Annotated in this window: 26 protein-coding genes and 2 pseudogenes; all 28 read left to right on the top strand. The window is 66.7% G+C overall.

Annotated elements, in window-relative coordinates; all coding sequences use genetic code 11:
• Positions 1-17 precede the first annotated feature (17 nt).
• The 28 genes and pseudogenes from ACZ5BH_RS11185 (at position 18) to ACZ5BH_RS11320 (ending at position 26478) form a co-directional block, all read left to right on the top strand.
• Entirely contained in the window at positions 18-1388 is a 1371-nt protein-coding gene (locus ACZ5BH_RS11185) for a sigma-54-dependent transcriptional regulator (RefSeq protein ID WP_464889349.1), read from the top strand.
• Positions 1389-1407: 19 nt separating this feature from the next.
• Positions 1408-1740 carry a flagellar hook-basal body complex protein FliE gene (gene fliE, locus ACZ5BH_RS11190; RefSeq protein WP_464889350.1) on the top strand — a complete coding sequence of 111 codons (333 nt, stop codon included), beginning with the start codon at positions 1408-1410 and terminating at the stop codon, positions 1738-1740.
• Positions 1741-1785: 45 nt separating this feature from the next.
• Positions 1786-3504, top strand: coding sequence for a flagellar basal-body MS-ring/collar protein FliF (fliF, locus tag ACZ5BH_RS11195; RefSeq protein WP_464889351.1), 1719 nt, complete (start codon positions 1786-1788; stop codon positions 3502-3504).
• A gap of 337 nt (positions 3505-3841) precedes the next feature.
• Entirely contained in the window at positions 3842-4861 is a 1020-nt protein-coding gene (gene fliG, locus ACZ5BH_RS11200) for a flagellar motor switch protein FliG (protein ID WP_464889352.1), read from the top strand.
• On the top strand, positions 4848-5492 hold the full coding sequence (locus ACZ5BH_RS11205; RefSeq protein WP_464889353.1) for a flagellar assembly protein FliH: 645 nt from the start codon (positions 4848-4850) through the stop codon (positions 5490-5492). The genes fliG and ACZ5BH_RS11205 overlap by 14 nt, the downstream gene beginning before the upstream one ends.
• On the top strand, positions 5485-6864 hold the full coding sequence (gene fliI / locus ACZ5BH_RS11210) for a flagellar protein export ATPase FliI (protein WP_464889354.1): 1380 nt from the start codon (positions 5485-5487) through the stop codon (positions 6862-6864). The genes ACZ5BH_RS11205 and fliI overlap by 8 nt, the downstream gene beginning before the upstream one ends.
• 43 nt (positions 6865-6907) lie before the next feature.
• The gene (gene fliJ, locus ACZ5BH_RS11215; RefSeq protein ID WP_464889355.1) at positions 6908-7363 is read left to right on the top strand and encodes a flagellar export protein FliJ; all 456 of its coding nucleotides are present in this window, start codon (positions 6908-6910) and stop codon (positions 7361-7363) included.
• A gap of 333 nt (positions 7364-7696) precedes the next feature.
• Positions 7697-8683 carry a flagellar hook-length control protein FliK gene (locus ACZ5BH_RS11220; protein ID WP_464889356.1) on the top strand — a complete coding sequence of 329 codons (987 nt, stop codon included), beginning with the start codon at positions 7697-7699 and terminating at the stop codon, positions 8681-8683.
• A gap of 306 nt (positions 8684-8989) precedes the next feature.
• The gene (locus ACZ5BH_RS11225) at positions 8990-9283 is read left to right on the top strand and encodes an STAS domain-containing protein (RefSeq protein WP_464889357.1); all 294 of its coding nucleotides are present in this window, start codon (positions 8990-8992) and stop codon (positions 9281-9283) included.
• Between the two features lie 22 nt (positions 9284-9305).
• Positions 9306-9668 (top strand): response regulator, encoded by a 363-nt coding sequence (locus ACZ5BH_RS11230; protein ID WP_464889358.1) that lies wholly within the window; start codon positions 9306-9308, stop codon positions 9666-9668.
• A gap of 25 nt (positions 9669-9693) precedes the next feature.
• Positions 9694-11730 (top strand): chemotaxis protein CheA, encoded by a 2037-nt coding sequence (locus tag ACZ5BH_RS11235; RefSeq protein WP_464889359.1) that lies wholly within the window; start codon positions 9694-9696, stop codon positions 11728-11730.
• Positions 11731-11746: 16 nt separating this feature from the next.
• Positions 11747-12262 carry a chemotaxis protein CheW gene (locus ACZ5BH_RS11240; RefSeq protein WP_464891215.1) on the top strand — a complete coding sequence of 172 codons (516 nt, stop codon included), beginning with the start codon at positions 11747-11749 and terminating at the stop codon, positions 12260-12262.
• A 13-nt stretch (positions 12263-12275) separates the two neighbouring features.
• Complete coding sequence (locus tag ACZ5BH_RS11245; RefSeq protein ID WP_464889360.1) at positions 12276-13052, top strand: ParA family protein; 777 nt, start codon at positions 12276-12278, stop codon at positions 13050-13052.
• Positions 13045-13206, top strand: coding sequence for a hypothetical protein (locus ACZ5BH_RS11250; RefSeq protein ID WP_464889361.1), 162 nt, complete (start codon positions 13045-13047; stop codon positions 13204-13206). Before ACZ5BH_RS11245 ends, ACZ5BH_RS11250 begins: the two co-directional genes overlap by 8 nt.
• 66 nt (positions 13207-13272) lie before the next feature.
• Positions 13273-13932, top strand: a pseudogene (locus ACZ5BH_RS11255) (globin domain-containing protein); the annotation flags it as partial.
• A gap of 285 nt (positions 13933-14217) precedes the next feature.
• Positions 14218-16158: pseudogene (locus tag ACZ5BH_RS11260) on the top strand (methyl-accepting chemotaxis protein); the annotation flags it as partial.
• Positions 16159-17010, top strand: coding sequence for a CheR family methyltransferase (locus tag ACZ5BH_RS11265; RefSeq protein WP_464889362.1), 852 nt, complete (start codon positions 16159-16161; stop codon positions 17008-17010).
• Between the two features lie 2 nt (positions 17011-17012).
• A complete protein-coding gene (gene cheD, locus ACZ5BH_RS11270) occupies positions 17013-17654 on the top strand; it encodes a chemoreceptor glutamine deamidase CheD (protein ID WP_464889363.1) in 642 nt (213 codons plus the stop codon).
• 10 nt (positions 17655-17664) lie between these two features.
• The gene (locus tag ACZ5BH_RS11275; RefSeq protein ID WP_464889364.1) at positions 17665-18765 is read left to right on the top strand and encodes a protein-glutamate methylesterase/protein-glutamine glutaminase; all 1101 of its coding nucleotides are present in this window, start codon (positions 17665-17667) and stop codon (positions 18763-18765) included.
• A 228-nt stretch (positions 18766-18993) separates the two neighbouring features.
• The gene (locus tag ACZ5BH_RS11280) at positions 18994-19707 is read left to right on the top strand and encodes an RNA polymerase sigma factor FliA (RefSeq protein WP_464889365.1); all 714 of its coding nucleotides are present in this window, start codon (positions 18994-18996) and stop codon (positions 19705-19707) included.
• Positions 19708-19927: 220 nt separating this feature from the next.
• Positions 19928-21376, top strand: a complete 1449-nt coding sequence (locus ACZ5BH_RS11285; protein ID WP_464889366.1) for a hypothetical protein — start codon at positions 19928-19930, stop codon at positions 21374-21376.
• Positions 21373-22029, top strand: a complete 657-nt coding sequence (locus ACZ5BH_RS11290; RefSeq protein WP_464889367.1) for a vWA domain-containing protein — start codon at positions 21373-21375, stop codon at positions 22027-22029. The genes ACZ5BH_RS11285 and ACZ5BH_RS11290 overlap by 4 nt, the downstream gene beginning before the upstream one ends.
• A 464-nt stretch (positions 22030-22493) precedes the next feature.
• Complete coding sequence (locus ACZ5BH_RS11295) at positions 22494-22943, top strand: DUF1249 domain-containing protein (RefSeq protein WP_464889368.1); 450 nt, start codon at positions 22494-22496, stop codon at positions 22941-22943.
• 17 nt (positions 22944-22960) lie between these two features.
• Positions 22961-23641, top strand: a complete 681-nt coding sequence (locus tag ACZ5BH_RS11300; protein WP_464889369.1) for an SPOR domain-containing protein — start codon at positions 22961-22963, stop codon at positions 23639-23641.
• 227 nt (positions 23642-23868) lie between these two features.
• The gene (locus ACZ5BH_RS11305; RefSeq protein WP_464889370.1) at positions 23869-24480 is read left to right on the top strand and encodes an ankyrin repeat domain-containing protein; all 612 of its coding nucleotides are present in this window, start codon (positions 23869-23871) and stop codon (positions 24478-24480) included.
• A gap of 18 nt (positions 24481-24498) precedes the next feature.
• A complete protein-coding gene (locus ACZ5BH_RS11310) occupies positions 24499-25137 on the top strand; it encodes a YeeE/YedE family protein (RefSeq protein WP_464889371.1) in 639 nt (212 codons plus the stop codon).
• Positions 25134-25559 (top strand): YeeE/YedE thiosulfate transporter family protein, encoded by a 426-nt coding sequence (locus ACZ5BH_RS11315; RefSeq protein WP_464889372.1) that lies wholly within the window; start codon positions 25134-25136, stop codon positions 25557-25559. The genes ACZ5BH_RS11310 and ACZ5BH_RS11315 overlap by 4 nt, the downstream gene beginning before the upstream one ends.
• 586 nt (positions 25560-26145) lie before the next feature.
• A complete protein-coding gene (locus ACZ5BH_RS11320; protein WP_464889373.1) occupies positions 26146-26478 on the top strand; it encodes a hypothetical protein in 333 nt (110 codons plus the stop codon).
• Positions 26479-26480: the final 2 nt, after the last annotated feature.

Below are 26480 nucleotides of genomic sequence, written 5' to 3' on the forward strand. Positions count from 1 at the left end.
AGCGAGAGGACGTGAGCATGCAAACCACCATCCTGGTCGTCGAAGACGACGCCGCACTGAGCGAAGCCCTGGCGGAAACCCTGAGCCTGGCCGGTTATCGGGTCCACACGGCCGACAACGGCCAGGCGGCCCTGCCGATCCTGGAGACGGAGGCGATCTCGCTGATCGTCAGCGACATCAACATGCCGAAGATGGACGGACAGGCCCTGCTGCGACAGGTGCGCAAGGACCATCCCGACATCCCCGTGGTGCTGATGACCGCCTACGGTTCCATCAGCCAGGCGGTGGACGCCATGCGCGAGGGCGCGGTGGACTACCTGGTCAAGCCCTTCGAGGCGGAAGTGCTGGTCAACATGGTCGGCCAGTACGTGCAGAACGACACCGACGGCCGCGACATGGTGGCCGAGGACCCGGCCAGCCAGGAGCTGGTGCGCCTGGCTCGCCGCGTGGCCGAGAGCGACGCCACGGTGCTCATCACCGGCGAAAGCGGCGTGGGCAAGGAAGTGCTGGCGCGCTTCATCCACGGCCATTCGCCCAGGGCCGACGGCCCCTTCGTAGCCATCAACTGCGCGGCCATTCCCGAGAACATGCTCGAGGCCACCCTGTTCGGTTACGAGAAGGGCGCCTACACCGGTGCCTACAAGGCCAGCCCCGGCAAGTTCGAGCAGGCCCAGGGCGGCACCCTGCTGCTCGACGAGATCTCCGAGATGGATCTGGGCCTGCAGGCCAAACTGTTGCGGGTGTTGCAGGAGCGGGAAGTGGAACGGCTCGGCGGCAGCAAGACCATCGAACTGGACGTGCGGGTGCTGGCCACCTCCAACCGCGACATGAAGCAGGCGGTGGCCGAAGGCCGTTTCCGCGAAGACCTCTACTACCGCCTCAACGTATTCCCGCTGCATATCCGGCCCCTGCGGGAACGGCCGGACGACATCGTGCCCATCGCCCGCAGCCTGCTGCAGAAACACGCGGCGCGGGCCGGGCGCCCGGGCCTGCAGCTCACCGAGGCCGCCTGCGAACGCCTGCGGGCCTATCCCTGGCCGGGCAACATCCGCGAGCTGGACAATGCCATGCAGCGGGCCCTGATCCTGGCCGGCGGGCAGACCGTGGACGTGGGCGATCTCCATTTCGAAACCGACGCCGCGCCGGCCGCGCCGCGCACGGCGGCGGCCCCCGCGCCGGCCGAGGCCCCGGCCGGCGGCCATCTCAATTCGGATCTGCGGCAGCGGGAATGGGAAGTGATCCTCAAGACCATCCGCGACGTCAATGGCAGCCGCAAGGCCACCGCCGAGCGGCTCGGCATCAGCCAGCGGACCCTGCGCTACAAGCTGGCCCGCATGCGCGAGGCCGGGATCCGGATTCCCGATCTGCACGGCATGGAACCGGCTTGACACCGTTGGAGGGCAGACCATGAGCAACGCAACCATCAGTCCCGATGCCCTGCTGGCGCAGATGCGCGCCATGGCCGAGGCCGCCCAGGGCCAGAGCGCGAAACCGGCCGCTGCCGAAGGCGCGCCCCAGGCCGATTTCGCCGATCTGCTCAAGCAGTCCATCGAGAAGGTCAACATGACCCAGCAGGAAGCCGATCGCCTGACCACGGCGTTCCAGAACGGCGATCCCAACGTGCAGCTCGCCGACGTGATGGTGGCCCTGCAGAAATCCAACGTTTCCTTCCAGGCCATGATCCAGGTGCGCAACAAGCTGGTGAACGCCTATCAGGAAATCATGAACATGCAGATCTGAGGCATGGCAACGCGCACACACCACGCAACCATCGGGTAAGGCAACATGAGCGATGATCTGATCAAGGCCGGTGAGGCCACGGCCATGGAGCCGGCTGCTTCCGGCGCCGTGCCGGCGCCGGGGCAGGCGCCGCTCGGCGGTCCGGCCAGCCTGCAGGGCATGCTGGCCCTGCCGGTGGTGCGGCAGGTGGGGCTGCTGCTGGGGCTGGCGGCGAGCGTGGCCCTGGGGATCGCCGTGGTGCTGTGGTCCCAGTCGCCCGATTACCGGATCCTGTATGCGGGCGTGGACGGCCGCGATGCCCAGCGCATGATCGAGGTGCTGGATGCCACCGGGATTCCCTACCGGCTGGATGCCGAGAGCGGCGCCCTGCTGGTGGCGGCCGATCGGCTCAACGACGCCCGGCTCAAGCTGGCCGCCGAGAACCTCACGCCCACCCAGGGCCAGGGCTTCGAGATCCTCGACAAGGACAGCGGCTTCGGTTCCTCCACCTTCATGCAGTCGGTGCGCTACAAGCGCGCCCAGGAGGGCGAGCTGGCACGCACCATCATGTCCATCAACGCGGTGCAGACCGCCCGGGTGCATCTGGCGATTCCGAAGGATTCGGCCTTCGTGCGCAACCGGCGCAAGCCCAGCGCCTCGGTGATGGTCAAGCTGGCGCCCGGCCGCCGGCTCACCGCGGAGCAGATCACGGCCATCGTCAATCTGGTGGCGGCCAGCGTGCCCAACCTCACCGCCGAGGAAGTGACCCTGGTGGACGACAAGGGCCGCCTGCTGTCGTCCGGCGATCGGGACCGGGATCTGTTGCTCACCGCCAGCCAGTTCGACTACACCCGCAAGCTGGAGCAGACCTACGCCGAGCGCATCGAGAACATCCTGGGGCCGCTGGTCGGCCTGCACGGCGTGCGCGCCACGGTGAATGCGGACATCGACTTCACCGTGACCGAGCTGACCCAGGAGCGCTTCAATCCCGACCTGCCGGCCATGCGCAGCGAGCAGCAGTTCGAGGAAAGCTCGAGCGGCGGCATCATGGAAGGCGGGATCCCCGGGGCCCTGTCCAACACCCCGCCGGGGCCGGCGGCGGCGCCGGAACAGGCGACCAATGGCAACGCCAATGGCGAGGCCAACACGAAACCCGAACCGCCGAAGCGCTCCATCAAGCGTACCACCCGCAATTTCGAACTGGACAAGACCATCAGCCACACCCGTCAGGCGCCGGGGCGGATCCGCAAGCTGTCGGTGGCCGTGGTGCTCGACGTGCCCACCACCACCGACGAGGAAGGCAAGGTCGTCCCCCAGCCCTACACCCAGGAACAGTTGCAACGCTTCACCGAACTGGTGCGCGAGGCGGTGGGCTTCAACGCCCTGCGGGGTGACACGGTCAAGGTCATCAACGCGCCCTTCAACCTGCCACCGGCGCCGGAGGTGCCCGAGGAGGCCATCTGGGAGAAGCCCTGGTTTGGCACCGTGGTGCGTCAGGTACTCGCGGGCCTGCTGGTGCTGGGGCTGCTGTTCGGCGTGCTGCGCCCGGTCATGCGCTCCCTGGCCAAACCCCAGGTGCGGTACGTGACCGAAACCGGCGAGGAGATCCCCGAGGATCAGCTCACCCTCAGCCACGACGGCGCGGCGGCCGCCGCCGGCGAGAGCCCCGGCCGGCTGCCCAAGCCATCGAGCTATGAAGACAACCTCAACATGGCCAAGCAGCTCGCCAGCCAGGAACCCAAACGGGTGGCCCTGGTGGTGAAAGGCTGGCTGGAGGATGGCTGAGCAGCGGAATTGCACGTATTGGGTGTCTCAGGATTGCCTTGACGTGATTTCTTCGTAGGAGCGGCGCAAGCCGCGAAAACACAACGCATCGCGGCTCGCGCCGCTCCTACAGGATGGGCGATTCAGGTTTCGGGCAAGACAATGGTGCAATGACAAGGTGAACGTAAACCTGACACTTGCATAAACCTGATCGTTACAATCAATCCGACCGTAGGTCGGGCTTTAGCCCGACATGTCGGCCTGATAACAAAAGGGTACTGCGCCTGATTTGCTGCACCGATTTGTTGCAACGATCAGGCAAACGCCATTCCCTTCATGGACGCAAAGCGTATCGACGATGAGCGAATCTGCACAAAACGCCAAGAAACTGACCGGCATCGAACGCTCGGCCATCCTGCTGATGACGCTCGGCGAGAAGGATGCAGCCGAAGTGCTCAAGCTGATGTCGCCCAAGGAGGTGCAGAAGGTGGGCGAGGCCATGGCCCAGCTCGGCGCCGTGGATCGGGAGACGGTGGACGCGGTTTTGGCCGAGTTCTGCGACAAGGTGGACGAGCAGACCGATCTGGGGATCGGCAACGAGGAATACCTGCGCAAGGTCCTGGTGGGCGCCCTGGGTGAGGACAAGGCCGGCAACATCATCGACCGGATCCTCATGGGCCACAACGCCAAGGGCCTGGAGTCGCTCAAGTGGATGGAACCGCGCGCGGTGGCCGACATCATTCGTCTCGAACATCCCCAGATCATCGCCATCATCCTCTCCTATCTGGAAAGCGATCAGGCGGCCGAGATCCTCGCCTATCTGCCGGAGAACATGCGCGCCGACGTGCTGATCCGCATCGCCACCCTCGACGGCATCCAGCCCAGCGCCCTCAACGAGCTGGACGAGATGCTCGAGAAACAGTTCGCCGGCAATTCCGACAACATCAAGACCGCCGGCTTCGGCGGCGTGAAGACGGCGGCCAATCTGCTCAACTTCGTGGATTCCGCCCTCGAGCAGCAGATCATGGAGCAGATCAAGGAGAACGACGAAGAGCTGGGCCAGAACATCCAGGATCTGATGTTCGTGTTCGACAATCTGGTGGACGTGGACGACCGCGGCATTCAGGCCCTGTTGCGCGAGATCTCCTCCGAGAACCTGATCGTGGCCCTCAAGGGGGCCGACGAAGCGGTGAAGGAAAAGATCCTCAAGAACATGTCCAAGCGCGCCGCCGAGATGCTGCGTGACGATCTGGAGGCCAAGGGCCCGGTGCGCCTGAGCGAAGTGGAAGCGGCGCAGAAGGAAATCCTGGCCGTGGCGCGGCGCATGGCCGAGGCGGGCGAGATCTCGCTGGGCGGAGGCGGCGATGAGTTCGTCTGATCATCCCGCGCCGGAGCAGCTCAGCGCCTACGAACGCTGGGAACTGCCCAACGTGGGCGAAGAGCCGGAAGAGGAACTGCCGGCGCCGGTTACCGCCGAGGAGATCGAGGCGATCCAGCAGCAGGCTCGCGAAGAGGGTTTCGCCGAAGGCAAGGAAGCCGGTTTCGCCGCCGGCGTGGAAGAGGCCCGCGGGCTGATGGAGGCCCGTCTGGCCCAGTTCGATGCGGTGCTCTCCACCCTCACCACGCCCCTCGAGGAACTGGACGAACAGGTGGTGGAGCAGATCGCCCATCTGGCCATGGCCGTGGCCCGGCACCTGGTGCGCCGCGAACTGCGCACCGATCCGGGCCAGGTGGTGGCCGTGGTGCGCGAGGCGCTCGCCGCGCTGCCGGTGGGCGCGCGCAAGGTCTGCGTGACCCTGCATCCCGACGACGCGGCCCTGGTGCGCGAGGCCCTGGCGGTCCACGACGAGGATGAGGACGCCCTGCGCTGGAAGATCGTCGAGGATCCGCTGCTGACCCGCGGCGGCTGCAAGGTGGAGGCAGAAGACTCGCGCATCGATGCCAGCGTCGAAAAGCGCCTGAACCAGATCATCGTCACCGTGCTGGGCGGAGATCGGGCCGATGACTGAGCGGCCCGAAACCGAACGCAGCGAACGCTGGCGCCAGGCGCTGATCGATCTGGAGGCCCGCCTGCAACACGTGCCGGAACTGGTGGTGGAAGGGCGCCTCGAACGCATGGTGGGCATGACCTTCGAGGCCGTGGGCTGCGAAGCGGTGATCGGCGCCCGTTGCCTGGTGGAAGCCGGTGCGGGTCGGGACATCGAAGCGGAAGTGGTGGGCTTCGACGGCAACCGGCTGTTTCTCATGCCCACCGGCAACGTGCAGGGCATCCGGCCCAACGCCCGGGTCACGCCCACCCAGCGGGTCTACGAAGCCGCGGTGGGCGAAGCCCTGCTGGGACGGGTCATCGACGGCACCGGCCGGCCGCTCGACGGGCACGGACCGCTGCACCTGGAGGACCGCATCCCCCTGAGCGGACGACCCATCAACCCCATGGAACGGGCCCCAATCCGCGCGCCGCTCGACGTGGGCGTGCGCGCCATCAACGCCCTGCTCAGTGTCGGCCGCGGGCAGCGCATGGGCCTGTTCGCCGGCAGCGGGGTGGGCAAGAGCGTCCTGCTCGGCATGATGACCCGTTACACCACCGCCGACGTGATCGTGGTGGGGCTCATCGGCGAGCGCGGCCGCGAGGTCAAGGAGTTCATCGAGAACATCCTGGGCGAGGAAGGCATGCAGCGGGCGGTGGTGGTGGCCGTGCCCGCGGATCAACCGCCGGTGATGCGCATGCACGGCGCCTACCAGGCCACCGCCATCGCCGAATACTTCCGCGACCAGGGCCGCCAGGTGCTGCTGCTGATGGACTCCCTGACCCGCTTCGCCCAGGCCCAGCGCGAAATCGCTCTGGCCATCGGCGAGCCGCCGGTCACCCGGGGCTATCCGCCTTCGGTGTTCGCCCGACTGCCGCAACTGGTGGAACGGGCCGGCAACGGCCCGCCCGGCGGCGGTTCGATCACGGCGTTCTACACGGTGCTCACCGAAGGCGACGATCAGCAGGATCCGGTGGCCGACGCCGCGCGGGCGATCCTCGACGGCCACGTGGTCCTGTCGCGGGAGCTGGCCGAAGCGGGCCACTACCCGGCCATCGACATCGAAGCCTCCATCAGCCGCACCCTCAACGAGATCGCCACCCCCGAACACGTGGCCATGGTCCAGCAGTTCAAGCAATGGTATTCGCTCTACCAGCAGAACCGCGATCTGATCACCGTGGGCGCCTACACCCCCGGCAGCGACAGCCGGGTGGACGAGGCCATCAACCGCTATCCCGAACTGGAACGCTTCCTGCGCCAGGATCTGAACGAGGCGGCCACTTGGGAAGACTGCCTGGCGGCGCTGCGCGCCGTGACGGGCTCGGCCGCCAACGCCTCGTCCTCCGCATCGTGATGGCATGCCTTACCATGACTGAATGCACGAGGTGACCGATACGATGGCCCGCAAACCCCGCAGCCAACGCTTCCAGCCCCTGCAAAAGCTGGTCGAACGCAAGGAAGAAACCGCGGCGAAACAGCTGGGTCTGGCCCGGCGCAAGCTGGCCGAGGCCGAGCAACGCCTGCTCGAGCTGCGCCGCTTTCGCGAGGAATACTGCCGCCAGCTTCAGCAAAGCGGCCAGCAGGGCCTGGACGGGCGGCGCCTGCAATCCTTCCACCAGTTCCTCAGCCAGCTCGATGTCGCCATCGGGCAGCAACAGGAACAGATCGAAAGCTGCCGCCTCGATTGCGAACGGGAAACCCGCCACTGGGAAAACTGCCATCGCGAGCAGCGCATCCTGCAAAAGACCGTGGAACGCTTTCGCGTCGATGAACAGCGCCAGGCCCGCCGCCGCGAACAGAAACTCGAAGACGATCAGACCACCGGCCGCTATGCGCGGAAGCGAAAAGGCTAAGCGGAATCCATCACCTGAAGCCGCGGTTCTTTTCCCTTTCATCTTGCACCTTTCCCTTGTTAACTGTCTCATCATTGTCTTGACCGAAATTTGAAGCTTCCATCCTGTAGGAGCGGCGCGAGCCGCGATGAATTGCGTTTTCGCGGTTCGCACCGCTCCTACAAAAAATCGTGTCAAAACAATTTTGAGCCATTTAAACCTGGCATATCCCTTGCAAATCACCCCGCAGAGTTCCATCGAAACCTGCGAGGCAACATGTCCGACTCTCTTCCCGTACCCCAGACACCTCCGGCCTCCCCGACCGCGCCGTCGAACGCCAGTGGGAACAGCGCCGTGCCGGCATCGCCGGATGGCGCGGCGCCGGGTGGTGCCGAGCGTCCGCCTTTCGAGGGGCTGCTCGACGCCGCGCTGGCGGCGCCCGAGGGAACGATGCTCGAAATGCTGCCGCTGACGGCGGCGGCAAATCCACTGGCCCCCTTGCCGCAACCCGGCAAGGATCTGCCGGACGATGGCGGCCTGCCCTTGGCCTGGAACGGCTTCTTCCTGGTCGGTGAGCCGGCTACTCCCACGCCGGCGCCCGCCGCCGGGAACGCCCCGCCGCCCTCCCTGCTGCTGGCCGCCGTGGAAGGCGAGGGCGCAAACGACACCACCCAGGCCCATGTGCAACTGCTGGCCGCCCGGACCCGCCTGCAGGGCGACGATGGCAGCGTGCCGATGCGCGATCCGGCCTTCGCCCGCCGCCTCGAAATCCTGGCCGCCAATCCGGCCGACGTGCAGGGCGCCATGGCCACGAACCACGGCCACCGCGCCGACATGGCCGCGCTCGCCCCCCTGCCGGCCCATGCGCTCGCCGGTGGCGATCGGGCCCTGCCCCAGGCGCCGGCCATCACCGTGCCGCCGCAGCACCCCCAATGGAGCCAGGCCGTCGGCGAACGGCTGCACTGGATGGTGGGCCAGCAACTGCAATCGGCAGAGATCCGCCTCGATCCGCCGGAACTGGGCAGCCTCGACGTGAAGGTGATGGTCAACAAGGACCATGCCACCGTCCACTTCGTCACCCACAACCCTCACGTGCGTGACGCCCTGGAAGCGGCGACCCCCCGCCTGCGGGAGATGTTCGCCGAAGCCGGTCTCAACCTGGGTGACGTGAACGTCTCGCAGGAATCCTTCCAGCAGCAGGCGGCCCGGGAAGAGGCCGGCGGCCAGGCCATGGCTGGTGCCGGCGGCCCGGGCGATGAGGAAGGGGCCATCGACGCGGTGGGGGAGGTGAGCGCGTTGCCGGTGCGCCGGGGGCGGGGATTGCTCGATACCTATGTATGACCGGCTGTCTTGACCGGCGCCAAATCGAATCTTCGTGAAAAACCCTGTCGGATTGCCGTCAGACAAACATGGCCACCAGCCCTGATATGTTTCGTGACAAACCGAAATGGCGGTTGTGCCACCGATATTTACCGGCCGGTGCACAAGGTAGGCCGGCTCAAGCGCAGCGGAGCCGGCGAGTTTCTGATGGAAGTGACGGCAACATCGTCATGAATTTTTCCATCCACCTGCCTAAAGCCCCGCGGATCGCGGCCGATGGATAGGGAAAGCCACCCGCGTCACGGTGGCAGCACGACAGGAAACGACATGGCCGAGAGCACGCCGATTCAATGTCCGCCGACGCTGGACATCGCCGCCGTCGCGGACTTCCACCGCCAGCTGTGCGAGGCCCTCGATGCCGGTACAGCGCTGGAACTGCGCGCCGCGGACCTGGAGCGCATCGACACCGCCGGCCTGCAGTTGCTGGCCGCCTGCTGCCTGGATGCGGTCAGCCGGAACATTCCCGTGCAGTGGGCGGAGACCTCCCGCGGGCTGCACGAGGCGGCGGCGCGTCTGGCGCTGGCCGATGTGCTGCAACTTCCCGAACCCCCGAACTCCTGAACCTTCCAAGCGAGACGAAACCATGGCTACGATTCTGGCAGTTGACGATTCCGCCTCCATGCGACAGATGGTCGCCTTCACCCTCAAGGGCGCCGGGCACGACGTGGTGGAAGCCACCGATGGCGTCGATGCCCTGAACAAGGCGAAAGGCAAGCGCTTCGACCTGGTGATCTCCGACGTGAACATGCCCAACATGGACGGGATCACCCTGATCCGGGAGCTGCGCAGCCTGCCGGCCTTCAAGTTCACGCCGATCCTGATGCTCACCACCGAAAGCACGGCTGACAAGAAACAGGAAGGCAAGCAGGCCGGGGCCACCGGCTGGATCGTCAAACCCTTCAATCCCGATCAGTTGCTGGCCACCATCCGCAAGGTGCTGGGCTGAACGCCGATCGCCAGGGAGGCGCCCCATGAGCATCGACCTTTCCCAGTTTCTCGACACCTTCTACGAGGAGAGTTTCGAAGGCCTGGAGACCATGGAGCAGGAGCTCCTCAATCTGGAATCGGGCAACCACGATCCGGAAACCATCAATAGCATCTTCCGCGCCGCCCATTCCATCAAGGGCGGCAGCGGAACCTTCGGCCTCGACAGCGTGGCCGAATACACCCACGTGCTGGAAACCCTGCTCGACGAGATGCGCGACGGCCGCCGTGCCGTCACCCCGGAGATCATCGCGCCGCTGCTCGAATCGGTCGACGTGCTGCGTGACATGCTCACCGCCCTGCGCGCCGGCGAGGAACCGGATCCGGCCCCCGTGGCCGCCTCCCGGCAGAAGCTCGAAGCCGTGCTCGGCGCCGCCGAAGGCGGGGATGCCGCGTCCGCCGCCACCGAAGCGGCTCCCGGCGCCCCGGCGGCAGGCTGGCGGATCCGCTTCCGCCCCCATCCCCACCTGCTGCAGACCGGCAACGATCCGGTGCGCATGTTCCGCGAACTGGCCGAGCTGGGCGACCTCGAGGTGGAGGTCGACACCGACGCCCTCCCGGCCCTGGCCAACCTCGCCCCGGAGGACTGTTATCTCGGCTGGACGCTCACCCTGCGCGGCGACGTGGCCCGGGAGGCGGTGGACGAAGTGTTCGACTGGGTGGAGGGCGACTGCGACCTGACCATCACCCCGCTCGATTCGGCGCCGCCCGAAACGCCTTCGGCACCGGCCGAGACCGCCGCCGCTACGCCATCGCCGGCGGCGAAGGCCGACGCCCCGGCGGCGTCCGCCCCGGCAAAGAAGCCGGCGCGACCGGCCGAGGCCAGCTCCATCCGCGTGGCCATCGACAAGATCGACGAACTCATCAACATGATGGGCGAGCTGGTGATCACCCAGTCCATGCTCAGTCAGCTCGGCGAAGCGGAACAGTTCGGGCCGGAGCACATCGAGCGCCTGCGCGACGGCCTGGCCCAGCTCGAACGCAATACCCGCGAGCTGCAGGAAAACGTCATGCGCATCCGCATGCTGCCCATCAGCTTCGCCTTCCAGCGCTTTCCGCGGCTGGTCCACGACCTGGGCGCCAAGCTGGGCAAGCAGGTGGAGCTGCAACTGTCCGGCGAACAGACGGAACTGGACAAGACGGTCATGGAGAAGATCGGCGATCCGCTGGTGCATCTGGTGCGCAACTCGCTCGATCACGGCATCGAAACCCCCGAGCAGCGGCGCGCGGCGGGCAAGCCGGAAACGGGCATCATCCACCTCAATGCCTTCCACGAAGGCGGCAACATCGTCATCGAGATCCGCGACGACGGCGCCGGCCTCAACCGGGATCGGATCCTGGCCAAGGCCATTGAGAACGGCCTGGTGGCGCCGGACGAGCACCTCAGTGACGAGCAGATCCACGATCTGATCTTCGCCCCCGGCTTCTCCACCGCCGAGGTGGTCTCGGACGTCTCGGGCCGCGGAGTGGGCATGGACGTGGTGCGCAAGAACATCCGCGCCCTCGGCGGCACGGTGGAGGTGCACAGCGAGCCGGGACAGGGTTCCACCTTCACCATCCGCCTGCCGCTGACCCTGGCGATCCTCGACGGCCAGAGCGTGCGGGTGGGCAAGGAAATCTACATCGTGCCGCTGATCGCCATCATCGAATCGCTGCAGGTGGAGCCGGAGGCCGTCAAGTCGGTCACCGGCGCGGCACAGGTCTACTGCCTGCGCGACGAATACATTCCCATCGTCCACCTGGCCGAGGTGTTCGGCGTGCAGGCCGATGCCCGCCGCCTGGAAGACGGCCTGCTGGTGGTGGTGGAGGGCGAAGGCAGCAAGATCGCCCTGTTCGTGGACGACCTGCTCGGCCAGCAGCAGGTGGTGATCAAGAGCCTGGAAACCAACTTCCGAAAGGTGGATGGCATCTCCGGCGCCACCATCCTGGGCGACGGCACGGTGGCGCTGATTCTCGACATCACCGGCCTCATCGGCCTGTCACGCACGCGGGGCCGGCGCAGTGACGCCAGCCGGGCGGCCTGAGGAGAGACGGTTCATGATGGACGCCATGCAGATCGATTCGGCTCTCACCGGCGAGGTGGGCGACGGCAGCGAAGACCAGGTGCTGACCTTCACCTTGGCCGACGAGGAATACGGCGTGGACATCCTGCGCGTGCAGGAGATCAAGGGCTGGGATTCGGTGACCGGCATCCCCAACACTCCCGACTACATCCGCGGCGTGATCAACCTGCGCGGCACCATCGTGCCGGTGATCGACATGCGCCTGCGTTTCGGCCTGCCGCCACTCGAGTACGGCCCGCTCACGGTGGTCATCGTGCTGCGGGTGGAGAGCGGCAGCCGCACGCGCATCATGGGGATCGTGGTGGACGCCGTCTCCGACGTGTACAACCTGCCCGAGGACCGGATCCGCCCGGCGCCCGATTTCGGCGGCGCGGTGGAGAGCGAGTTCATCACCGGCCTGGCCGGCGTCGAGGACAAGATGGTCATCGTGCTGGACGTGGATCGGCTGCTCAATTCCCGCGAACTGGCGGTGATGGACAGCCTGGGCGAGTGAACGGCAGGGGATCATGCGCATGCTGGCCGTAATCAACCAGAAGGGCGGGGTGGGCAAGACCACCACCACCCTCAACCTGGCCCACGCCCTGGCCCGCCAGGGGCGGCGCGTGCTGGCCATCGATCTCGATCCCCAGGCCCATCTCACCGCCGGCTTCGGTGCCCTGCAGCACGAACAGGCCGGGGTCGACAGCCTGATGCTGGGCGAAGCGGCGCTGGCCGAACGGGTCCTGCCGGTGCGCGAACGGCTCGATCTCCTGCCTGCCGGCAGCCGTCTGGGGGAACTGGAACACCTGCAGGAAGGCGGCGCGCGGCGCGGATTCCTGCTGCGCGAGGCACTGGATGGCGCCGCGCACTACGATGCCGTGCTGATCGACTGCCCGCCTTCGTCGGGGATCCTGGGCATGAACGCCCTGCTGGCCTGCCGCGAGGTGTTGATCCCGGTGGCCGGCGATTTCTTCTCCCTGCAGGGCCTGGCGCGGCTGATGGCCATCTTCGAACACATCGAGTCCACCCTGAATCGGGAGATCCGCAAGTGGGTGGTGCTCACCCGCTTCCACGCGCGGCGGCGCCTGGCCCGCGAGGTGCGCGACAAGCTTCTGGGCTATTTCCCTGACCAGGTCCTGCGCACGCCGATCCGCGAATCGGTCGCGCTGGCCGAAAGCCCCGGCTTCGGCCAGACCATTTTCGAATACCAGGCCCGCAGCCACGGTGCCCGGGATTACCAGGCGCTGGCCGAGGATCTCTGGCAGGGACAGACCATGACCAGCGAGGCGCCTTGCCATGCCTGAACGCGCCGCCCCTGAACCGGACAAGGCCCGGCGCCGCCTGACGCGCCCGCGCAAGCGCCGCGCCCCCGAGTGGCCCTGGCGGGCCCGGGTGGCGGCGAGCCGTTGTTGCATGCTGGACGAGATCCTGGCCGGGATTTCCTTCTCCGGCGGCTGACTTTCTTTCCAAGGAGCGAACATGACTGCCAAGAAACAGAAACTGGGCTTCGACCCGCTGGCCTGGATGAACGAGGAGGCGCCGCCGGCCGACGAACCGGCGCCCACCGCCACCCGGCGCACCACGAAGCGCAAGGCCGTTCGCAAGGCCCCGACCGGGGACGGCCTGCCGCTCGACGTGGAGACCCTGGAGAAGAGCTTCGCCAAACTCGAGCCCAAACTGGAGACGGTGGTGAGCCGCTTCTACGAAGAGCTGTTCGCCCGCCATCCCGAAGTCAAACCGCTGTTCGCCAACACGAGCCGGGCGCGTCAGCAGCAGAAACTGGCGGGCGCCCTGAAACTGGTGGCCGCCAACCTGCGCAAGCCCGACGCCCTGGTCAAGGCCCTGCGGGAGATGGGCGCGCGCCACCAGGGCTATGGCGCCCGGCCCGAACACTATGCCGCCGTGGCCGACACCCTGCTCGACGTGATGGGCGAGGCCGCCGGCCGCGCCTGGACCCGTCCCGTGCAGAAGGCCTGGCGGGACGCACTGAACCTGATCGCCGAGACCATGATCGGCGCCTACGAAAAGGAGGACGAACCCATGCCCATGACAGCAACGGCTGCGGCCGCGCAGGGCGGCGAAATACTCGGCGACATCGAGGTGCTCAAGCAGATCCTCGAACACGCGCCCATCAACATCATGATTGCCGATGCCGACGAGAACATCGTGTTCGTCAACCGGCAGGCCCGCGAGGTGCTGACCGAACTGGAAGACGAGCTGGCCAAATACCTGCCCGGCTTCAAGGCCGAGATGGTGCTCGGCGGCAGCATCCACCGCTATCACAAGGATCCGGAGGCCATCAAGCGCATCCTGCATGCCCTGCAACCGGGCGAGGTGCGCAAGGGCGTGATCACGCCGGGTCCCTTCCTCTTCGAGCACGAAACGCGGGTGCTGGCCGATGCCGAAGGCAACCGCCTCGGTTACGTGGTGCAGTGGCACGACAACACCGAGCGCCGGCGCAAGGAAGAGGAAGCCTTCCGCCTGCAGCGGGCGCTCGACAGCGCCCAGACCGCATTCATGATGATCGACCGGGATCTGGTGATCACCTACATCAACGACACCACCCGGGATCTGCTCAAGTCCCACGAGGCAACGCTCAAGAGCCTCTACCCGGCCTTCGATGCCGATGCCATCGTCGGCACCTGCATCGACATCTTCCACAAGCACCCGGAACACCAGCGCCGGCTGCTGTCGGATCCGGCCAACCTGCCCTACGAGACCGACATCCAGGTGGGCCCGCTGGTGTTCCACATCCGGGTCGGCGCCATCCACGATCTGGACGGCAACTACATCGGCAACACCCTCGAATGGGACGACGTGACCGAGAAGCGCGCCTCGGAGCTGGAGGTGATGCGCCTCAAGTCGGCCATCGACGGCGCCACCACCAACATCATGCTCTGTGACGAGAACCTGAACATCACCTACGCCAACCCGGCCGTGGTGCAGATGCTGGAGAACCGCCTGCCCGAGCTGCGCAAGACCTGGCCGAGCCTGGATCCGCGCAACCTGGTGGGTCAGAACATCGACCAGTTCCACAAGCACCCCGAACACCAGCGGGCGCTGCTGTCCGATCCGGCGCGCCTGCCGTATCGCGCGGCCATCCAGGTCGGCGATCTCGATTTCGAGGTCAATGCCACCATGGTCACCGATGCCGACGGCAACTACATGGGCAACATGGTGGAATGGAAGGATCTCACCGAACAGCGCCAGGCCGAGCAGGCCATCGAACGGCTGATCAACGCCGCCATCGAAGGGCGTCTCGACGAACGGCTGGAGGCCGACAACTACCAGGGCTTCATGCAGGAGCTGGCCGTGAGCATCAACCGGCTGATGGATGCCATCGTCGAGCCGGTGCAGGCCGGCAAGGAAGCCCTCAAGCGGCTGGCCGAGGGCGATCTGACCCGCGTCATGGACGGCGAGTTCCAGGGCGAGTTCACCGAACTGCAGGATGCCATCAACAGCTCCATCAACAACCTCAAGGGCATGGTGGGGCAGATCATCACGGCGGCCGGCAGCATCACCGCCAGCGCCGGCGAAATCTCGCGCGGCAACCAGGATCTCAGCCAGCGCACCGAGGAACAGGCGTCCAGTCTCGAGGAGACCGCCTCGAGCATGGAGCAGATGACCTCCACCGTGCGCCAGAACGCCGACAATGCCCGCCAGGCCAACCAGCTTGCCGCCGCGGCCAGCGAACAGGCCAGCAAGGGCGGCGAAGTGGTCAACAAGGCCGTGGAAGCGATGGCCGACATCAACCAGTCGAGCCGCAAGATCGCCGACATCATCGGCGTGATCGACGAAATCGCCTTCCAGACCAACCTGCTGGCCCTCAACGCCGCGGTGGAAGCGGCGCGCGCCGGCGAGCAGGGACGCGGCTTCGCGGTGGTGGCCGGCGAGGTACGCAACCTGGCCCAGCGGTCCGCGGGGGCCGCCAAGGAGATCAAGGCCCTGATCAGCGACAGCGTGGACAAGGTCGAGGAAGGTTCCAAGCTGGTGGACGAATCGGGCCGCACCCTGAACGAAATCGTCGAGGCGGTGCGCAAGGTCAGCGACATCATCGCCGAGATCGCCGCCGCCAGCCAGGAACAGTCCAGCGGCATCGAGGAAGTCAACAAGGCCGTCTCGCAGATGGACGAGATGACCCAGCAGAACGCCGCGCTGGTGGAAGAGGCGGCGGCGGCCTCCGAGTCGATGGAAGAGCAGGCCCGGCAGCTCATGGAGCTGGTGCGCTTCTTCAAGACCGGTGACGAACAGTTCGCCGCGCCGCCCAGCACGGCCGCCTCCGCCGGCGCCGGGGCCTCGAGCGGCGCGCCTGCCGCCGCGCCGCCGGCCGCGGGCGAGCCGCCCGCCCGGCCCCGTCCGGCGCCGCACGCCAACCCGGTCGAGGACGACGACGAGTGGGAAGAGTTCTAGATGGCCACCTCGGCAGCGGCGGCGGCCGGGCGCGAACGGGAGTTCGAGCTCGGTGACGCCGAGTTCGAGACCATCCGCCGCCTGGTCGGCGAGCGCACCGGCATCGTGCTCTCCGACGCCAAGCGCGACATGGTCTATGGCCGTCTGGCCCGCCGCCTGCGGGCCCTGGGCCTGCGCAGCTTCGGCGACTACCTGGCCCGCCTGCTGGACGGCGACGCCGAGGAGATGGTGGCCTTCACCAATGCCCTGACCACCAATCTCACCGCCTTCTTCCGCGAGGCCCACCATTTCGACTATCTGCAGCAGACTCTCCTGCCGGCCCTGCTGCGCGAGAAGCGCCAGCGGCGCCTGCGGATCTGGTCGGCCGGCTGTTCCACCGGCGAGGAGCCCTATTCCATCGCCATGGTGGTGCGCGAAACGGTGCCCGACGACTGGGACGCGAAGATCCTCGCCACCGATCTCGACAGCGACGTGGTCAGTCACGCCCGGGAAGGCATCTACCGCGCCGAACGGGTCGAGGGCCTGAGCCGCGAACGACTCAGGCGCTGGGTGCGCCGGGGCAGGGGGGACAAGGCCCACCTGGTGCGCATGGCGCCGGCCCTGCGCGAGATCATCACCTTCAAGACCCTGAACCTCATGGAGCGCTGGCCCATGCGCGGGCCCTTCGATCTGATCTTCTGCCGCAACGTGGTGATCTACTTCAGCAAGGAGACCCAGCGGGTGCTGTTCGATCGTTTCGCCGACTACCTGCCCAGCGGGGGGCATCTGTTCATCGGTCATTCCGAATCCCTGCACCGGGTCAGCGATCGCTTCCGCCTCCTGGGCCAGACCATCTACCGGAAGGTGAAATAGCCATGGCCGCCCGCCCGGCGCCCGTCGCTCCCGCCACCACTCTGCGCGGTTTCGAGCACATCAACCGCTACTGGGACAAGGTGCACCGCCTGTATGCGGCCAAGATCCTGCCGGGCCAGTTCTACGTGACCCTGCACGACGAGGCCATCGTCACCGTGCTCGGCTCCTGCGTGGCCGCCTGCATCCGCGACCGGGTGTTCGGGATCGGCGGCATGAACCACTTCATGCTGCCCGACGACGGCGGGGGCGAGCGGCTGCTGCAGCCGGGCAGCCTGGCCACCCGCTACGGCAACCATGCCATGGAACAGCTCATCAACGAGATCCTGAAAAACGGCGGACGGCGGGAGAACCTGGAAGTGAAGATCTTCGGCGGCGGCCAGATCATCCGCAACATGCGCACCCTCGACATCGGCCGGCGCAACATCGACTTCGTGCACGAGTACATCCGCACCGAAGGGCTGACGCTGGTGGCCGAGGACACGGGCGACATCTATCCGCGCAAGGTCATGTATTTCCCGGCCACCGGCCGCGCCCGGGTCAAGCGCCTGCGGCACATGCACAACGACACCATCGTCCGCCGCGAACTGGACTACCGCGAGGCGCTGGTGCAGCAGCCGGTGGCCGGCGACGTGGAGCTGTTCTGAAGGAGAAGTCATGCAACCGATTCGCGTGCTGATCGTCGACGACTCGGCCCTGGTGCGCCAGGTGCTGAGCGAAATCCTGGGCACCGATCCCCGCTTCGAAGTGCTCGGCACCGCCAAGGATCCCTACGACGCCCGGGAGAAGATCAAGCAACTCAATCCCGACGTGCTGACCCTGGACGTGGAGATGCCGCGCATGGACGGCGTGACCTTCCTGCGCAATCTCATGCGCCTGCGTCCCATGCCGGTGGTGATGATCTCCTCGCTCACCGAGCAGGGGGCCGAGATCACCCTGCAGGCCCTGGAGCTGGGCGCGGTGGACTTCGTCTCCAAGCCGAAGATCGGCGTGGCCCAGGGCCTCGAGGAATATGCCGACACCATCCGCGAGAAGGTGGCCATGGCCGCCCGGGTGGACGTGCAGCCCCTGGCCGACCGCCTGGCTCGCCGCCGGCAGGCCACGCCGGACGATCTGCCCGCCGTGGATCCCAAGCTCAGTGCCGATGCGGTGATCGCCCGGGGCGGGCGGCGGACCTTCCGCACCACCGAGCGGATCATCGCCATCGGCGCCTCCACCGGCGGCACCGAGGCGATCCGCGAGATCCTCGAGGCCCTGCCGGCCGACGCGCCGGGCATCGTGATCAGCCAGCACATCCCGGCCGCCTTCAGCGCCCCCTTCGCCGCGCGCATGGATCGCCATTCGGCCATGACCGTCTGCGAGGCCGCCGACGGCCAGCAGATCCTGCCGGGCCACGTCTACATCGCGCCCGGCGATCGGCATCTGCTGGTGGAGCGCAGCGGCGCCCGCTATCTGTGCCGCCTCAACGACGGCCCGCCGGTCAACCGCCACAAGCCGAGCGTGGACGTGATGTTCCGCGCGGTGGCTCAGCACGTGGGCCCCAATGCCATCGGCGCGCTGCTCACCGGCATGGGCGACGACGGCGCCCGCGGCCTGCTGGAGATGCGCGAGAACGGCGCGCCCACCCTCATCCAGGACGAACGCACCTCGGTGGTCTGGGGCATGCCGGGCGAGGCGGCAAGAATTGGCGCGGCCGACGAGGAATTGCCGCTGCCGCGCATCGCCGCCCGCCTGCTGGCCCTCGCGCGCGCCGAGTGATCTTCATAACCATCTGTCTTTTCAGACGATTTCTCCCTCGCCGGCCGGCTCGCCGCCCTCCGGCACGAATCCTGCAATGAATCCGCCACGGACGGCCGCGCCCCTTCCCCGGGCGGCGGCCCGGAAAAAGGTGACCGGGTTCTCAAGTTTTTCCCGGGTCTGTCGACACAGAGAGACACGCGCCGACAGCCACAGCCGGCTGGCGGGCCCTGCAGGACGAGCCAGAGCATGTATCCCGTACAGAAGACGCACGAAGCCGACGACCTCATCGAACAGCATGCGCCCCTGGTGCAGCGCATCGCCTATCACCTCAAGGCCCGTCTGCCGGCCTCGGTGCTGGTGGACGACCTCATCCAGGTGGGCATGATCGGCCTGCTCGACGCCTGGCAGCAGTACGACCCCAGCCAGGGCGCCAGTTTCGAGACCTACGCCACCATCCGCATCCGCGGCGCCATGCTCGACGAGCTGCGGCGCAACGACTGGGCGCCCAAGTCGGTGCACCGCAAGGCCCGCGAACTGCACGAGGTGGTCAAGCGCATCGAGGACCGCACCGGGCGCGAGGCCCGGGCCTCGGAAATCGCCGCCGAGATGAACATCAGCCTCGAGGAATACCACCGGCTCCTGCAGGAATCCAACGCCTGCCGCATCCACAGCTTCGTCGATCTGGGCGTGGACGAGGACGGCCTGGGCCTGGACGGACGCTCCCATGCCGCCGGCCCCTGCGACGGGCTGCAGGAAGAACAGTTCCGCGACAACCTCATCGAAGCCATCGAAGCCCTGCCCGAACGGGAGAAACTGGTGGTCAGTCTCTACTACGACGAGGAATTCAACCTGCGCGAGATCGGCGAAATCCTCGGCGTCAGCGAATCCCGGATCAGCCAGCTCCTGAGCCAGGCCCACAACCGCCTGCGCGGCTTCCTCAGCGACTATACTGGGAAGTGACAAAGGCAAAAGAACCGCAGGGTGTGCTCGCACCGCAGCCTCGTAGATCGGCTCTAGCGCAGCGGAGCCGACATGCCGGCAGTCTTCATCCAGTCAACCGTACCGGACCCATAACATAGTGTGATCCGCGCCACGGTTTGTCACGCCCCCTGGGCGCTATGATGAACGTTCCCCAGACCGGGGCACACCGGTCGGCGGTACCCACCATGAGGAGAGCACGATGTCCGTCTCGAACATCTACATGATCACCCCCAGCCCCCTGCTGTCCGGGCTCATCTGGTTCATCGGCATCACCATCGTCCTGTACCTGGCGCGCAGCCATGCCCACCGCACCATCAGCGCCCTCGCGCGCGTGGTGCACAACGCCATGCGTCTCAGCGCCCGCGCCGTCAGCGGGGCCGAACAGCGGCTGCAACAGCGCAACCGCGAGGTGCTGCTCGAACAGGGGCGGGAAGCCACCGAACGGCAGATCGAGCGGGAATTCGAACGCATCGACGCCACCGTGCGCCGGGATCTGGCCGAGTATCCGGCCCTGCACCGCCACCTGAGCGAAGAGATCCTCAAGATCGACGAAGACTACAACGCCAGCATCGAGGTCCCCCCGGCCCCGCCCGGCTGGGTCAAGGCCGTGGAGGCGGTGGCCAAGATTCCCGCCGCCAAGGGCGACCCCATGGTCGGCCGGGTGCTGGAAGACATCCACCAGTCCCTCAACAAGGCCAGCATCAAGGCCATCGAGGAATACCGCAAGGAGAGCCACGAGCGGCATCGCATCCTCAACCGCATGATGCCCCACTGGCGCAAGCTGCAGCAGCTCCTCGGCCAGGTGGACAAGAACGTCACCAGCCTGCTGCAGCGTTCCGCCGCCATCGACCGGCACATGGAGAACTACGAGGCCATCATCCAGCAGACCGATCCGGCCGTGCGCATGCTCTCCTCCTCGTCGCTGACCCGGTTCTTCATCTCCGCCTTCGTGCTGGCCATCGCCGTGGGCGGGGCGCTGATCAATTTCCACCTCATCGCCCGGCCCCTGTCGGAGATGGTCGGCGGCACCAGCATGATCCTGGGCTTCCAGCTCAACAACGTGGCGGCCCTGGTGATCATTCTCGTGGAGCTGACCATGGGGCTGTTCCTCATGGAGGCCCTGCGCATCACCCGCCTGTTCCCGGTGATCGGCGCCCTCAACGACAAGACCCGGGTGCGCATGGCCTGGACCTTCTTCTTCATCCTGCTGTTCCTGGCCACCGTCGAGGCCGGCCTGGCCTTCATGCGCGAACTGCTGATGGAAGAGGATGCCGCCACCCGTGCCCTGCTGCGGGGCGACGAGACGGCTCAGCTCACCCAGAGTTCCTATCTGTGGATCACCACCGCGGCGCAGATGGGCATGGGCTTCGTGCTGCCCTTCGCCCTGATGTTCGTGGCCATCCCGCTGGAGACCTTCGTGCACTCCCTGCGCACCGTGTTCGGGCTTCTCGGCGTGGGCCTGCTGCGCAGCCTGGCCTGGCTGCTGCGGGTGCTTGGCAACGGCGCCCGCTATGCCGGCATCGCCTTCAACAACTTCTATGACCTGGTGATTTTCGCGCCCCTGTGGGTCGAGCGCCTGATCCAGCAGAAGCGGGCCGCCGCCCCGCCCGGCGAGAAGTCGCAGGACTTCCAGGAGGTGGCCTCATGATCCGCCGCCTGCGCAATCTCACGGCACTGCTGCTGTCCGCCACCCTGCTGGCCGCCTGCGGTGACGACACCCCGCGCACCCGCGGCGTCTACATGCTGATGGACACCTCGGGCACCTACACCAGGGAACTGAAACAGGCCCAGCGGGTGATCAACTACATCCTCGCCAACCTGCAGCCCGGCGACTCCTTCGCCGTGGCCCGGGTCGATACCGGCAGCTTCAGCGAGAAGGACATCATCGCCAAGGTCACCTTCGACGATCGGCCCAGCCGCGCCAACCAGCAGAAGCGCGAATTCCGCGACCGCATCGACCGCTTCGTCAAGTCGGTCAAGGGCAGCGCCTACACCGACATCACCGGCGGCATGCTGCAGGCCATCGAATGGCTCAACGAATCCCGCGCCGGCCACAAGACCATCCTGATCTTCTCGGATTTGAAAGAGGACCTGAAGGAAGGCTACGTGCGCGACATCCCCCTGCAACTGGGCGGCTTCAAGGTCGTGGCCCTCAACGTCACCAAGCTGCGCTCCGACAACGTGGACCCCCGCGAATACCTCAACCGCCTCGCCGCCTGGCAGGAACGGGTCGAATCCGGCGGCGGCTCCTGGCAGGTCGTCAACGACCTCGAACGCCTCGAATCGGTCCTCGTACTGTAACCCCCGCATATCCCGGCCCCGCCACACCCCATCACGGCGGGGCCGCCACCGCGCCTGCCCTGGCCACCACGCCCCAGGCGCGGCACAAGCCACGACACACCCGCCATGCTTTCCCCCTTCACCTGCGTAGGCGCGGCGCAAGCCGCGATACCCCCACGATGCTTCCCCCACCCGTAGGAGCGGCGCAAGCCGCGATACCCCCGATGCTTCCCCCACCCGCAGGAGCGGCGCCCCCGCCGCGACACGCCTGCGATGCCTTCCCCCTTCACCTGTGTAGGAGCGGCGCAAGCCGCGATACCCCCCGATGCTTCCCCCACCCGCAGACGCACCACCCCCCATTCTTGTCGAAAGGCCCTCCCCTCGCTACACTCGGCAAACCGCAGCCATTTTCCCCATCGGCTAAAGTCAATCGCCACACCGGCCGATGCAAGGAAAAACACCGCCCGATCCCGACGAATGAGCACATGAGCCACACCATCCGCCAGATCCGCCGCCGCACACCCATGTGGGTGTTCGAGAAGAACTACACCCTGTTGCGGCGGTTGCTGCCCTTCCTGCGCGAGGTGGCGCCGGGGACCCGCATGGAGGCCCGCCAGGACGGGGAGCGGGTGATCGTCACGTTGCTCGAGAACAGCCCCTATACCCAGGTCCTGGCCCTGCGCCAGGACTTCCCGGAAGGCAGCGGTTTCCTCCAGGCGCTCGATTTCCACGTGCGCCTCTACGACGACGCCTGCGTGGCCGACGTGATTCGCTACCAGGCCGAGCGCCGCCTGCGCGGCCGCTATCCCTATCCCAACGAGCGCATGTATCAGCCGGACGAGAAGCGCCAGTCCAACCTGCTGCTGCACGACTGGCTGTGTCTGTTGCACCGCCGCCGTTTCCGGATCGACGCCGCCTGTCCCCAGGCCTGCTGAACGACGGAGCGACAGGGATGCCACAGCCAGCACGTCGAGGAACGACCTCTCACCGCCGCAGCCTGCCGGCAAGCCTTCTGCTTCTGCTGGCCCTGATCCCCATGCCCCTCCCGGCCGCCGGCAACCTGGCGCCGGCCCTCGATGCCCTGCAGGCGGGCGATCTCGCCTCCGCCGTCGGCCAGCTCACGGCGCCGGCCCAGAGCGGCGATGCCGCCGCGGCCTACGATCTGGCCATCGCCATCGAGCGTCAGGGCGGCGATCCGGAGCAGGTGCGCTTCTGGCTGCGCCAGGCGGCCCGGCACGGCCTGGTGCAGGCCTACCAGCGCCTCAATGCCGGCGCGGTGAAACCGGCGCCCCAGGCCCGGGCCCTGGTGCTGGTGACCCCCGACGACTGGATCCGCCACCAGAACCCCCGCCACTACACCCTGCAACTGGCCAGCAGCACCAATCGCCGGGTCATCGATCGCTATTACCGCGAGAACGGCCTGGAAGGGCAGGGGGGTTACTACCGCAATCGCCGCGAGGGCCAGGACTGGTATGCCCTGGTCTACGGCGCCTATCCCACCGTGAGCGAGGCCAAGGCGGCCATCGGCAACCTCCCCGAGGCCCTGCGCAAGTGGTCTCCCTGGGTGCGCCGCCTGCGCGACATCCAGCGGATCATGCAGCCGCTCGCCCCCCCGGCTCCCCCCGGCGGTTGAGTGCCCGCCATCGCCTTCCCGCCTGGGCCAATTTGTGATACGAATCACATCCTGATACCATCCGCGGGGATATGCAATTAGTCATATTCTGCATAACGCATTGAAATAAAAACAAGAAATGTATCGCGCCGGACTCTGTGAGACTAAAGTCACACTGCGGCTCTGCCGATACACGATACAGTCCCTGGCCGTCGCGCCATCGTTGACCTGACCACGAGAGAGGAGCCATGTCCTGCAGCCACTCCACCCATTGCGAACTCTATCCCCTGATGGCCATGGAACCGGCGCTCAAGCTCTGGAAGCAACACTACTGCGAAGGGAACTTCGAAAAATGCGCCCGCTATGTCCTCTCCACGGAGGGCAAGCCGGTGCCCCTGACCCTGCTGCCCAACGGCAAGCAGCTCGCCCCGCGCAGCAAGGATGAAATCAACGCAGCGGCCCTCTTCAACGCCATCCAGAAGCACCGCCTGCCGCTGATCCGCTCCATGTACAAGACGGGCGTGGCCAACACCGAGGCCACCATCAGTGACGGCACCACGCCGCTGATGGCCGCCGCCACCCTCGGTCACCTGGATATCGTCGAGTTCCTGCTGGAGCACAACGCCAATCCCTTCCGCCGCAACAAGGCCGGCCAGACGGCCCGGGATCTCGCCGAAGCCGGCGGCCACGCCGAATGCGTGGCCCGGCTCGATGCCGTCATGCAGGCCCACAGCCCGGAGGAATACGACAGCCCGGCGCCGCGCGAGGCAAACGCCGACGAATCGGCCGAGGACAGGGAGGGGTCGAGCATCGTGTCCTTCCTGCGCAAGCTCAATCCATTCAAGACCGCCACGTCCTGAGGTCGGGAGGCGAAAACGATGACGGAATACTGGCCCTGGTGGCTCGGCGCCCTCGGACTCGGGGGCGTGAGCATTCTCTATCTGCTGTTGATCGGCCGGCTCCTCGGCGTCTCGGGAAGCTGGGCCAAGGTGGTGGCCTGGAAGGAGAACCGTGAACAGCTCGAGGCGGCCGAAGCCCTGGTGGAAGACACCGAGGCCATGGAAAACGCCCTCATGGCCGAGACCCTGGCCGAGTTCGGCGAGGACGCCATCCGCGAGCTGCAGGCGGAATCCGCGACCAACGAAGCCGCCGAACCGACCGCCACGGCGTCGCTGGACGATCTGGAATCCACCACGCCCTGGACGGCGCACTTGGTGTTCCTGCTCAGCATGTTCGTGGGCGCGTTCCTGGTGGCCTGGTTCACCGGCCAGTTCGAATTGCGGCTGGATCTGTCCGCAACCCATAGCCGGATCTTCGGCTCCCTGTGGGAAGTGTGGCTGGCCCTGCTGGTGGGCGGCATGATGGTCGGCTTCGGCACCCAGATGGCCGGTGGTTGCACCTCCGGTCACGGCCTCTCGGGCTGTGCGCGCCTGCTGCCGGCCAGTCTGCTGGCCACGGCGGTGTTCATGGCCAGCGCCGTCTTTCTCTCCCTGCTGATGGAGGTGATGATCCGATGAACGTCCGTCGCGTGAAACAGCACCTGGCCTACGGCATCGTCGGCCTCATCTTCGGCGGCGTGCTCACCCGCATCGGCTTCGCCGATTACGACGAGCTGCACAAGATGTTCATTTTCGCCGATCTGCGCATGCTCTACGTTTTCGCCGGTTCGGTGGCGCTGACCATGATCGTCTACGTGATCCTCAACCGCCGGATCCCCAGGCAGCACAAGATCATCCAGCCGGGCACCGTCCCCGGCAGCATGCTGTTCGGCTTCGGCTGGGCCATCACCGGCGCCTGCCCGAGCCTGGTCTTCGTCCAGCTCGGCATGGGCGCCCTCCCGGCATTGATCACCGGCGTCGGCATCTTCATCGGCGTGTGGCTCTACCGCAAGGTCCACGGCCGCTTCTTCGGCTGGGACACCGGCACCTGCGGCGTCTGAACCCCGTGCCCCGTATCCCCCTGTAGGCACTGCGCAAGCCGCGACCCCGCACGGTCTCTCACCGTCCCCCGTAGGAGCGGCGCAAGCCGCGACCCGCGCGGCCTTTCCCCCGTCACCCGTAGGAGCGGCGCCCTCGCCGCGACCCTGCGGTAACTGGTGGCAAGGAACGGGTTGCTGGCAAAACCGCAAAGCCCTTCCCGGCGACCTGTTCCCCTGCCACCCGCTACCAGTCTCTCCTGCCGAGCCCCCACGCCTGCCACGTCACCTTGCTTGACACTCCCTCGCCCCCGGGCGTAACTTGCAACGAAGCCTAGCCCGGATATTGCACCATGGGCGCCGGATGATTGCGGACTTTGCAGCCGCGCTCGCGCCGCGCTGGAGCGAAAGGCGTAGCCATGGCTACGGCTTTCGTGAAGCGCAAGCGAGCGCGAGCGAAAATCCGCAAGGGCCGGCGCAGAGGACGGGCAGGAACAAAATGTATTTGCCAAAACAAGCCGATAACCCTCAATATGCCATTGCTCTTCAATAGCTTAAGTAACCGCCCGCCCTCGACATGGTGCAATATCCGGGCTAGGTGGAGGAAGCCATGACTTCACGCACCACTTCGCAGGATGAACTGGAAGAACTCAGGCAGGCCTTCGAAAGCCTGCGCGCAGACGTGGCCGCCCTGAACGACCGGCTGCAACAGGTGCTGCAATCCCGCCCGGCCGAGTCGGCCGAGGCCGAAACCGGCAGTGGCGGGGAAGACGTGGCGCCCGATCTGGAAGCCCTGCGCCGCAAGGCCGAGGAACTGCGCCAAAGCGGCGAGGCCGCGGCCCGCGAACTGGCGCGGGAAGTGGAAGCCCATCCCCTGCTCAGCGTGGGGGTCGCCTTCGGCGTCGGTTACCTGCTGGCCCGGATCAGCGGCGCGTTTCGCTAGGG

The organism is Thioprofundum lithotrophicum, assembly GCF_055387065.1.